Origin of the sequence: Mesorhizobium sp. M5C.F.Ca.IN.020.29.1.1, from assembly GCF_003997375.1 — a bacterium.
In the GTDB taxonomy this organism is placed as follows: domain Bacteria; phylum Pseudomonadota; class Alphaproteobacteria; order Rhizobiales; family Rhizobiaceae; genus Mesorhizobium; species Mesorhizobium wenxiniae.
The window spans coordinates 1-10970 of the sequence record NZ_RZSW01000176.1; the positions used below are offsets into that span (position 1 = coordinate 1).

Annotated in this window: 11 protein-coding genes; 3 read left to right on the forward strand and 8 right to left on the reverse strand. The window is 60.7% G+C overall.

What is annotated here, in order from left to right; translation table 11 throughout:
- Positions 1-82: 82 nt before the first annotated feature.
- The 3 genes from EOA85_RS15930 to EOA85_RS37490 all read right to left on the reverse strand — a co-directional run bounded on the left by EOA85_RS15930 (position 83) and on the right by EOA85_RS37490 (position 2133).
- On the reverse strand, positions 83-583 hold the full coding sequence (locus EOA85_RS15930; protein ID WP_095521987.1) for a MaoC family dehydratase: 501 nt from the start codon (positions 581-583) through the stop codon (positions 83-85).
- A 246-nt stretch (positions 584-829) separates the two neighbouring features.
- Positions 830-1258: a phasin family protein gene (locus EOA85_RS15935; protein WP_127210249.1), complete on the reverse strand. Its 429-nt coding sequence runs from the start codon at positions 1256-1258 to the stop codon at positions 830-832.
- 254 nt (positions 1259-1512) lie between these two features.
- The gene (locus EOA85_RS37490; RefSeq protein ID WP_206523307.1) at positions 1513-2133 is read right to left on the reverse strand and encodes a hypothetical protein; all 621 of its coding nucleotides are present in this window, start codon (positions 2131-2133) and stop codon (positions 1513-1515) included.
- A gap of 143 nt (positions 2134-2276) precedes the next feature.
- Between EOA85_RS37490 and EOA85_RS15945 the strand changes: the two genes are divergently transcribed.
- Both EOA85_RS15945 and EOA85_RS15950 read left to right on the forward strand, forming a co-directional pair.
- Positions 2277-3569, forward strand: coding sequence for a DUF445 domain-containing protein (locus EOA85_RS15945; protein ID WP_127210253.1), 1293 nt, complete (start codon positions 2277-2279; stop codon positions 3567-3569).
- Positions 3570-3613: 44 nt separating this feature from the next.
- On the forward strand, positions 3614-4165 hold the full coding sequence (locus tag EOA85_RS15950; RefSeq protein ID WP_127210255.1) for a hypothetical protein: 552 nt from the start codon (positions 3614-3616) through the stop codon (positions 4163-4165).
- Positions 4166-4178: 13 nt separating this feature from the next.
- Here the strand turns inward: EOA85_RS15950 and EOA85_RS15955 are convergent, their stop codons facing one another.
- The 3 genes from EOA85_RS15955 to EOA85_RS15965 form a co-directional block, all read right to left on the reverse strand.
- On the reverse strand, positions 4179-7013 hold the full coding sequence (locus EOA85_RS15955) for a cation-transporting P-type ATPase (protein ID WP_164759691.1): 2835 nt from the start codon (positions 7011-7013) through the stop codon (positions 4179-4181).
- A gap of 331 nt (positions 7014-7344) precedes the next feature.
- Positions 7345-7665 carry a DUF5132 domain-containing protein gene (locus EOA85_RS15960; protein WP_127210259.1) on the reverse strand — a complete coding sequence of 107 codons (321 nt, stop codon included), beginning with the start codon at positions 7663-7665 and terminating at the stop codon, positions 7345-7347.
- Positions 7666-7784: 119 nt separating this feature from the next.
- A complete protein-coding gene (locus tag EOA85_RS15965) occupies positions 7785-8048 on the reverse strand; it encodes a DUF5132 domain-containing protein (RefSeq protein ID WP_095494486.1) in 264 nt (87 codons plus the stop codon).
- 537 nt (positions 8049-8585) lie between these two features.
- Here EOA85_RS15965 and rirA point away from each other — a divergent pair.
- Complete coding sequence (gene rirA / locus EOA85_RS15975) at positions 8586-9047, forward strand: iron-responsive transcriptional regulator RirA (protein WP_127210261.1); 462 nt, start codon at positions 8586-8588, stop codon at positions 9045-9047.
- Positions 9048-9054: 7 nt separating this feature from the next.
- Here rirA and EOA85_RS15980 read toward each other — a convergent pair whose 3' ends face one another.
- Together EOA85_RS15980 and EOA85_RS15985 are read right to left on the reverse strand one after the other, a co-directional pair.
- Positions 9055-9843, reverse strand: coding sequence for a heme ABC transporter ATP-binding protein (locus tag EOA85_RS15980; protein ID WP_127210263.1), 789 nt, complete (start codon positions 9841-9843; stop codon positions 9055-9057).
- A 42-nt stretch (positions 9844-9885) separates the two neighbouring features.
- Complete coding sequence (locus EOA85_RS15985) at positions 9886-10953, reverse strand: iron ABC transporter permease (RefSeq protein ID WP_127210265.1); 1068 nt, start codon at positions 10951-10953, stop codon at positions 9886-9888.
- Positions 10954-10970: the final 17 nt, after the last annotated feature.

Below are 10970 nucleotides of genomic sequence, written 5' to 3' on the forward strand. Positions count from 1 at the left end.
GCAGACGAGAGAATTTTCAGGACGCTCGAAGAGGCGATGTCGCGTTGATTTTCGCTGTCACGAAAATGCAGCGCTTCGCCCCTCACGCCCCTGCCCGCCTGCGCCGCCGCTCATAGAGCATAACCAGCGTTTCGGCGGTCAGCGCCGGCTTCTGCTCACCTTCGATCTCAACGATGTTGGCAGCCTTCATCAGATACTGGCCGGGGCCTTTGTCCTCCATGGACAAAAGCGTGATGCGCAGCCTGATGCGTGCGCCGGCCCTGACCGGCGCCAGGAACCGCACTTTGTCAAAACCATAGTTAAAGACGGCTTGCGTGTTTTCGGGCACGATGCCCATATCGAGCGCCAGCGCGCCGATGATCGACAGCGTTAGATAGCCATGCGCGATGGTGGCGCGAAACGGGCTCTGCCGCTTCGCCCGCTCTGGATCGACATGGATCCATTGGCGGTCGCCCGTACATTCGGCGAACTGGTCGATGCGGCTCTGGTCGACCGTCGTCCAGTCCGACACGCCAAGCTCCTGCCCTGTCATCGTCCTGAGCTGTTCGTAGGTCGGCGGCGTCCTCAGCCGTGTTTGCGTCATTCCTGCTTTCCCGATCGCTTGCCCTGCCTCCGGACCACGAACCGGCCGCCTCTGTCAATTCGCTCCGCGCCTTCCGCTGCGGTATTCCAGACCGGATCGCGTCGGTGCCGGTGTCCAGCGCCGGAAACAGGTTCATCCGGGCAAGAGGACACTTGTGCGCCCCGCCGGGGCCAAGGACCAACAATACGGCTTTCAGGAGCCGGACATGACGGGAGAAAAATCCGCCTGCTTTGGTGTGGGAACAGCTTACTTCTTATCGTAGCTGCTGCGGATTTCCGCCATCGCCTCCTTGATGCGGTCGCGCAGGATCTCGACCGATTCGGTGCCGGATTTCCTGGTCAGTTCGGCCACTTCGCCGGCATTCTTCAATGCGGTCTCGAAGGATTTCCTGGCGAACGCGGCTTGCTTAGCCATCAACTCCCGAGGATCGCCCGGCGCCCTGTAGCTTTGTGCCATGTCGGCGATCTCGTGCAGTGTGTCCTGCAGCATCTCGCGCTGTCTGGAGAGCAGCGACGACGCTCCGGCGGCACTCGCCCTGGCTGATTTTTCCAGTGCCTCAAGGTTCTTGCGATGATGGTTGAGGATCGCCTCGACATCGACGTTCGGCAGCTTCAGGTCGCGGCCGAACCTGCCGAATATGTCCATGAAGGTGTTGGATTCCGGTCGCTTTGCCATGCTGGTTTCTCCCCTGTTGCTGCGAATGCGGCACCTGAAGAGAACAATAGGGCACTGGAGCTTCGCGGTCCATTCGGAGGCCCAACACATCGCGGCTCAGTCGACGAGGAACAGCCGTTCCGCGGTATGGGGCACGACGCCGGCAATGCCGCCGATGACCATGCCGTTGAAGCGGATATATTGCAGGTGCCTGCCGATGTTCATGGTGAGCTGCGCAAGTTCCCAGCCTTGAGCTGATCGGCGCTTGTCAGTCGTTAGGGGGTCTTCGGATTTCGATTCGTCCGATTGGCTGGCGCTTGCATTTCGGGGCCGAAGTCGGACAGCTGCCTGACGACGAACGCATAGAAGAGGAGGGATGATGCCGATCCCGCCCATCGGCCCCTTGTCAATTGCAGAATTCCAAGGCCGCCAAAGACCAGCGCAATAAATGGATTCTTGAGAATTCGTAGCGCACCGAACGCATTCCAGAAGTTTTCGGTGGCGGGACCCAATCCATGGCCTCGCGTCGCCCGATAGGCGGCCAGACCACCCAACAGGCCGATTACGGTCGCTCTGCCCCCTTCCAACGCGGGGTTCCTGTCGTCCGCCTTGTCTCCGCTCGGAACGGGCGGCTCTCGGCGAGGCGGCGGCGAAAATGTCTCCTGCAGGTCAAACACTTCGCCGTCGGCCGCAATTTTGCGAATCGAGGGCAAATCCGTCTTGTGCTCGATGATAAAGCTTCCGGTCATTGGGTTCGCCCTCAAACCGGCAATCTCCGGATAGTTCGAGAGCTTCTCGATTGCCGAGCGGAAATAGGACACGTCGCCGCGGAAATCGGAAACTTTCACCCGAAGGCGCCCCGGCATGGTGTGTTCGACTGTCGCTTTGGGAAGCATGACTCGCCTGCTCGTTGGAACCCTGTTTGCGCCCCGATGCCAGCTGGTCTTTTCGCCGCACTCCTTTGTATTGCCTTCAGCCTCGCATATCGAGGAGTCTTGCACCAGAGCACTCTGCTCACAGATTATACAGGAGTCTCGGTATGCCGGCAGATACGTCCTCTCCCCTTTCAATCACCGAACAAGCCACTGACGCGAGTGCCGGGGACGACCAAATCGCCATTCGGCGCCAGCGTCGCAACCGCGCCTTCGCTAACGGTCTCCTCGGCTCAATGGCAGCAATCGTCGTAAGCACGCATTGGGTCGATAATCCGGGCTTCGCCACATTGCTGCTGCGGTCAGGTGCCGAGGCTGGCCTGGTCGGGGGGCTGGCGGACTGGTTTGCCGTCACGGCGCTGTTTCGCCACCCTTTAGGTGTCCCGATTCCGCATACCGCTATCATCCCGAATAGCAGGGATCGCATTGCCACAACGCTCGGGCGCTTCATCGAGCGGCATTTCCTCACGGCGGACACTGTCCTTGCCAAGTTGCGCAGTGTTGGTGTCGGACACCGCTTCGCCACCTGGATTGCTCTTCCTTCCAGTGCCGATGCGATCGCCGATACGATCGTCGACGTACTACCATACCTGATCCGATCTGCGGGAAGCCCCGACCTGCTGAATTTCGCCCATCGCACGCTTGGCGAGCAGCTTCGGCAAGCCGACTTTACGCCTGTCCTCGGCCGCGTTCTTCATGCGCTTGCGGTCAGCGGAGAAGCCGACGTCGTATTCGACCGCGCCATCCAAGTTGCCGAAAAATTACTCCAGGAGAACAGCAGCCAGATCGAAAAACTTGTGCAGGAACGCAGTCGCTGGTGGATTCCGAAAGCCATAGACCGTCGGATCGCTGCTGCGCTTATTTCAGGTGTGATCGAAGTATTGCACAAGCTGCAGGAGCCTGAAGGTGACGCGCGGCTGAAATTCCGGAAAGCAATATTGGACCTTGTTCACACCTTGCAAACATCTCCCGAGCAGCGGGAGCAGATAAATGCAGCCAAAAACCGTTTGCTCGAGCATCCCGGCATTCAGGCATGGCTCGGTTCAATCTGGACCGAGCTATCAGAGCTTGCTCTACAGGATTTGCAAATGCCCTCGTCGAAGACGCGCGCCAGCCTTCAGCGTGGGCTTTCCCTGTTCGGACAGGCGCTTGCAACCGATGAGGCAATGCAGAAACACCTCGACTCTGCGCTGGAACGCTTGGCGCTTTATATCGTCACGTGGCGCGGCGAGATCAGCTCCTTCTTCAGCGACGTCGTCAGGAACTGGGACACGAAAGCTCTATCGGACCGCCTCGAACTGGTTGTCGGGAGCGATCTCCAATACATCCGCATGAATGGAACCGTCGTGGGCGCGCTCGTCGGGTGCATCCTCTATCTCGGGACATGGGCGATTTCCTAAGAAATCGCGCCGCTCACAAAGCTTGCGACTGTCATCAAGCTTTTGTGAAAATCTCCTATCTCGCTCGCGAATGGCCGCCTTGGTGGCATGAAAGTGAGCGAATCGAGATGCCTGTTCAAAAAACCGCCCGTGTTGTTCACCGCACAGCGGGCCGTCTACGGATCAAAATTCCGGCTGCGCGCTATCAGGTCGCATTTTTCGCCAATCTGCAGCGAGAGCTTCTCGGTGCGGAGGGCATATCCAGCGTGACCGTCAATCCCACGGCCGCGAGCCTGGTGATCGTGCACGATAACAGTGTCGATCCGTTGGCTGCCTGCCGAGGCATTCCGTATCTGACGGTCGAATCGACTCTTCATCCGCTCGTCGTGGCGAATGGTCGGACTGAAGGTATCAGCGGGCGCGAACTGGACTTGGTGTTCCTGCTGGCAAAGTTTCTGCCTATCGTCTTCGCGAGGCATCCTGCTGCCCAACTGGCAGAGGTCCTGGTCGAACCGGTGCTTCGTGCAGTTGTCGGCACCGTGATGCGGCCTCAGTCGCATCGATCGTCGACTGTGGCGGATGAGCAAGCCGAAGAACCTATGCCGATCGCAGCGTAGAGCCGCGGTGCAATTACACCGGTGCCGAAAGGTTCGTCTGCTCCTTCGCGCGCGTCCAGACCAACTCGCCGTCGACGGTATCACGTCGCGATTTCATCCATTCCATTGCCAGGAAAGGAAGAGTTCCACCGGCGAGCGTAATGATGGCGTCTGTTCCGGTGATCGGCGCTATACCGAGAAGCCTTCTGAAAAACGGTATTAAGAGGCAGCCGGCCTGAACGGCCATCGACCCACCAATGATCAGCGAGAGCGCGTGATTGGGCGGTCGCGGGCTGCGATCAAAGATGCTGTGCCTATCGGAACGCGATGTGATGGCATGAAGAAGCTGGGCCATCACCAGGCTTTCGAAAGTCATGGTCCTCGTGATTGGAGAATCCAATCCATAGCGCGTGGCGCCGAGAAGGCTCACCGCCATCGCACCGCCGCTTATGATCGCAGACTGAGCGGTAAGCCGCCCGATTTCCCCGCGCCGCAATATCGCCGTGTGGTCTTCTTTCGGTACCTGCCGAAGAATGTCTGGTTCAGGCGCCTCCATCGCCAGTCCGATGCCGGGCAGCACGTCCGAGATCAGGTTTATCCAGAGGAGCTGCATCGGCGAGAGCGGTGCTCCGATGCCGACCGAAGTACCCGCCAGAACCAGCAGCACCTCGCTGAGGTTAGTGCTGACCAGGTAGCGAATGGTCTTGCGAATATTGCGGTGGGTCGTGCGGCCTGTTTCGACGGCGGTGGCGAGACCGCCGAGACCACCGGTGTGGATGATGACATCCGCGATTTCCCTTGCGGCATTCATGCTCTGCTGCTGGCCGATCGCAACGCCCACGTCTGCAGCCTTCAACGCAGGGCCGTCATTCACTCCGTCACCAACCATTGCTACGGTTACACCTGCTTCCTGAAGAGAGCGAACGATTTGAAGCTTTTGCGCCGGGCTGACCCGACTGAACGCATGCGCGCGCCGAGCGGTCTGGGCAAGCTCGCCCGAAGACATGTCTTCGAGGTCCGCGCCATCGACAATCTCCACCTCGCCTCGACCGTTCAGCCCGACAAGCTCGCTAACGGCAGCCGCCGTTGCCTTCTGATCACCCGTGAGCATAATCGTCTGAATGCCGGCCTCGTGCAGCTGGCTCAGCAGTTCGCTGGTACCCGGACGCACCTGATCAGCCATCCCAACCAGCCCGAGCCAGGCAAGATCTCGACCATTATGCCCATTCGGCTTGGAACCTGTGGCCTGTCCACGCGCGACGCCCAGTACACGAAGAGCCTGAGATGCCATTTCGAGATTTATTTTCCCGATGGCGGCGCGCCGTTCCGGAGTGAGTTCTCGCTCGGTGCCGTCCGGCAAGATTTCGATGCGGCAACGCGCCAGGACCTCCTTCGGGCTCCCTTTCATGGCGGTCAGCGTCCTATCTTCCATTGCATGTTGCGTCACCATGAAGCGATACGTTTCGCTCCTGCGCTGCACGGATATCCGTGCAAAGCGCTTACGCAGAGATGCAACGTCCACGCCACGGTCGAGAGCGGCCTGGACGAGGCAGCCGTCGGTAGGCGAGCCGTTCAAACGCAATCCTTCTTCCGTCTGAACAATCTCGGCATCGTTGCACAGGCAGCACACTTCCAGCAGGTGGCGCAACGCGTTCTGCGCGCCCCAATCCTCATTGATCGAGTAGGCATTGTCGCCAATCCTGATCGTATCGACATCGATGTGGCCGAGGGTCAGCGTTCCCGTCTTGTCAAAGCAAACGACCCTCGCTGCCGCAAGCGTCTCGACAGCATCCAGCTTGCGGATCAGAACACCTTCACGACGCAGTTTCTCGATGCCAAGAGCAAAGGTGGTCGTCGCCACCATCGGCAGACCTTCAGGGACTGCTGCGACGGCAACAGACATCGCCGAGCGGGCCATCTGGAGAAGACCGATGCCGCGCAGCCAGCCTAGAGAGAAAAGGACTGCGCAAGTGCCCAATGTCAGCCAGCCAAGCCGCTGTCCGAGGTTCTTGAGCTCCCTTTGGAGCGGCGTTTCAGGGGCGAAGGTTGCGCCGACCAGCCGCTGTATTCGTCCCGCTTGCGTGAGCGAACCTGTTGCCACCACGATCGCGCGCCCGCCGCCTCCAGTCACGATCGTTCCGCGATAGATCATGTTTGAACGGGACCCAAGAGGCACGTTCACCCGTTCGATAGCACCGACAGTCTTCTGAATGGGTGCGCTTTCACCCGTCAGCAGGGCTTCACTAATTGTCAAAGCCTCCTCACTCAGCAGACGCGCATCGGCCGGAACAACGTCTCCCCGTTGCACCGTAAGAACGTCCCCGGGAACGATCTGCTGAACTGGGACAGTGGCAATGACGCCTTCGCGCATAATCTGGGCGGTTTGGGGCCCCTTCGCTCCCAAACTTTGGATCGTCCGTTCCGCACGGCTTTCGGTTTGGTAGCCGATGACAGCGTTCAAGCCGACAACTGCGAGAATCACGGCGGCTTCGAATGCGCCACCGGTCAGAATGGAGACCGATGCGGCACCAAGAAGCATCGCGACCGGCAAGCTTTGAAATTGGCCCGCAAGAATGCTCGCGCGCGACCGAGGCTGAATGTTTTCGAGGATGTTGGGGCCGGTGCTTGCCAACCGCCGCCGAGCTTCATCTCCTGGCAGGCCGGCGTCTGCCGAAGCCTCCAGCTTGAAACACGATTGTTTTGGCGAAAGCGTATGCCACTCCGGCCCGGCATCGGGCATCTCGCCTGGTGCAATGATCTCACCTCGCAATAAAGCGGCGAGATAATCGATGATGGGATCAAGGCCTGACGTTGCGTCAAATTGGACGACGACATTTCCCGTCAGATCGCTGGCGGTGATGCTGGACACGCCATGCGCCGCGTGGCCTCCCCGCTCCAGCAGAGTTTTGACTGAGCCTGAGCCCTGCAATCCGCCGATTTTCAGCCTGGCCCGACCCGGGACTGATGTATGGATCCGGGTAATGGGCACGGCGCTGCGCCCATTGGACGACTCGGGATTCCCCGACTCGGCATGCATCCCACGGCACCCTTTAGCTGACTGTTGTACCGAACTCCACCGCAAGAGCCTGCTGGGCAAAACGACTGTGCCCGCGGTGGAATGCTTTGAGGCAACAAGTCGATTGCCTGGCGTGATGCAAAGCCCTCACGCCAGCCACGACCCGTTCAGACGACTAAGATGCTTAGCTGCCAGGAGACTTTTCTGCAGCTTCGGTCTTCCGGGCGCGACGCGCGCCGGTTTCGCTCCTGCCTCCATTGTCCGTTTCCCTGGTCGCTTCAGCCATCTCTGTTCTGGCTTCAGCAACCAAGTCGGACGTGATTTCATTCATCTCAGCAACGGCAACTCGGCCTTGGTCGTAAGCAACCAGACCGGCCTTGAGGACCGCTTTCGAAACAGGGCGCAGCACGGATACGGCAAGCGGGGCCAAGAAGGCCGCGCCAACTCCGAAGGCCAGACCCGTTGCTAAGTTGCCGCCTTTAAATGCGTCTTCGAGTATCGCCATTGAACTTGCTCCTTGTTGGTGCCCCCATTCTTCCTACAGGTATAAACGAACCTCCCAAGACTCGCGAACCTCCCAAGACTCGAACCCCAAGACTTCAATTCGACAGCCGCATGTGGATGTCAGGATTGGTCAGCGGATTTCGGTTGCTCAGCCGCGGCTTTACGCGCTTCTTCCACTTCAGCCCGAGCCTCGGCCATGACGTCGCCGGTTCGCTCATTGAGTTCGGCGAAGGCAACTCGCGCTTGATCGTAAGCCACCAATCCAGCCTTGATGGCCGATTTGGCAAATGGCTTGAGGATAGGCGCAAGCATGGGGGCAATGACGCCTGCTCCAATGCCAATCGCCAAACCCGTGACGATATTGCCACCCTTCAACAACGCCATGGTCCTACTCCTTGGAGCTTTGTCGTGACGCGACTGGAGCGCGTAAGAATGGTCCAACGATTTGGCACCGTGATGGTTCCGCGTGAATATCGAAAATTGTCATCAATTTGTCACCCTCCCGTTACATTCAAGACGGTCTCTGCAACACGGTCTCTGCAGCGAGGGCGGCGACGAAGCCCAGCCAGGCAAAACGGCCCTCGAACGACTTGGCGAGGGCAAGATGAGGACACAGAGCCCAGCGCCGCGGTAGCCACGAACTTGGTGCGCCTGAGTGCTGAAAGCTTGGCATCGTATCAGCATCGAATCGGACGGTGGTCATGGCGGGGCCGATTGTGACATGAGATCGCTACTGATCGGTCTCGCGTCTTTATTACGACCACTTCCGGCCAAATGCCCGCCCACTGGCTGCCGCCTCACGATTTCCGTGGTCACGCATGCAAAGTTGACGAGTTTATTCAGCTATTATGCGCTGCCAGTCTGGAATTATTCCAAGGTATAGGCCATATTAGGCTCAAGCTACTGCTTCGTGAGGACAAAATGCGGCTCACACGCCAGACCAACTACGCCATGCGCATCCTGATGTATTGCGCTGCGAATACCGATCGGCTGAGCCGCATCCCGGAGATCGCTGCCGCCTACTCGGTGTCCGAACTTTTTCTTTTCAAGATCCTGCAGCCTTTGGTCGAGCATGGTCTGGTCGAGACGGTGCGCGGCAGGAACGGCGGTGTCAGGCTCGGCCGCCCGGCCGAATCGATCACCCTGTTCGACGTCGTGCGCGTGACCGAAGAGAGCTTCGCCATGGCCGAATGCTTCGAGAACGACGCCGCCGAATGTCCGCTGGTCGACAGTTGCTCGCTGAATTCGGCGCTGCGCGAGGCGCTCAATGCGTTCTTCGCCGTCCTCGAGCGCTATACGATCGCCGACATGGTGGCGGCGCGCCCGAACGTGCGCCACCTGCTCGGCATCGACATGCTGGTGCAAAGGGCGCCGGCCGCCTGATTTTTGCTTAGGCTGCGGATTGCGGCAGCACGAACGGCACGTATCCGGCAGGCAGCACGCCGACCCTCAGCCGGCAATCGAACACTTTTTCGATCAGATCGTCGCTCAGCACGTCCTGCGGTGAGCCGGTGGCGGCTAGCCTGCCGCGATGCATGACGAAAATCCGGTCGGCATACATCGCCGTTAAATTGAGGTCGTGCAGGATGGCGACCACGCCGCCGCCCCGTCTGGCGAAATCGCGGGCGATGTTCATGATGATCAATTGGTGCTTGATGTCGAGGCTGGACACCGGCTCGTCGAGAAAGAGATAGCGCGGTTTGCCGTCGAGGACCGGCGCCCAGACTTGGCAGAGCACACGGGCCAACTGCACGCGCTGCTGCTCGCCGCCCGAAAGCTCCTGGTAGAACCGGCCGGCAAAGCCGTCGAGATCGACCCGTGCCAGCGCCCGTTCGGGCAGGCGCTCGTCGTCGCCGGGCAGCGCGCCCGAGCGCCCGCCGAGCAGGCCGAGCCTGACGATCTCACGCACCGTGAACGGAAAGGACAGCGTCGTCGCCTGCGGCAGCACGGCGCGCATCGTCGCTGCCTCGACCGGCTTCATCGCCGACAGGTCGCGGCCGTTGATGGTGACCTCTCCCGAATAGGCCAGGTCGCCGGACAACGCCCTCAGCAAGGTCGTCTTGCCCGAACCGTTGGGGCCGACGATGGCCGCGATTTCGCCGGACCGCATGTCGAAATCGACATTGGCGACGATCCGCTTGCCGCCGATCGCCACCGACACATTCCGCGCTTCGATCATGCCCGCACTTCGATCATGAAAAGCCCTCTCACAGGTCCCCTCTCACAGGTCAATGACGCCACGCTTGCGCAGCAGGATCCAGAGGAAAAACGGGGCGCCGGCGATCGCGGTGACGATGCCGATCGGCAGCTCGGCCGGCGCCACGATGGTGCGGGCGACGGCGTCAGCCAGAAGCAGCAGGCAAGCGCCAAGCAGGGCAGAGGCCGGCAGCAAATAACGATTGTCCGGGCCGATAGCCAGGCGCAGCAGATGCGGCACGACGATGCCGACAAAGCCGATGCCGCCGCTGACGGCGACAGATGCCCCGACCGCCGCCGAAACGCCGATGATTGCAGTGTATTTTAGCCGCTGCACAGGGATACCGAGATGGCCGGCGGTGGCTTCGCCCAGCGCCAGCGCGTTGAGGCCGCGTGCCAGGAACGGCATCGCCGCCAGCGCCAGCACGATCACAGGCCCGACGGAACCGATCTTTTGCCAGGTCGCGCCGGCGAGCGAGCCGAGCTGCCAGAAGGTCAGGTCGCGCAACTGCCGGTCGTCGGCCATGAAGATCAGGATACCGGTCAGCGCCATGGCAAGCGCCGCCAGCGCAATGCCGGCGAGCAGCATGGTGGCGACCGAGGTTTGGCCGTGCCTGGTGGCGACCTGATAGAGCACCAACGTCGTCGCCAGCCCGCCGCAGAACGCCGCCAGCGGCAGAGCGAGTGTGCCCAGCACCGAGGTTATCGGTGCCAGCGCCGTGGCGCCAAGCACGATGACGGCCACCGCGCCGAGGCTCGATCCAGCCGAAACGCCGATGAGACCGGGGTCTGCCAGCGGATTGCGGAACAGCCCCTGCATGACCGCGCCGGAGACGGCAAGTGCGGCGCCGATCAGCACACCGAGGATGACGCGCGGCAGGCGGATGTCGTAGACGATCAGGCGGTCGCGGGCGCTCAACGCCGCATTGCCGGGTGCTGCACCCACCAGCCAGTCGCCGACGACGCTGACGGCCGAGGCATCGGATGCGCCTGAGGTCAGCGACAGCACGACGGCAATGGCAAGCCCCAGCCACAAAAGCAGGATGACGATGCGCGCGCGCCCCGAACGGTCGCCGTCGGATGCTGTCGCCATAGTGCCCGCACCAGCGA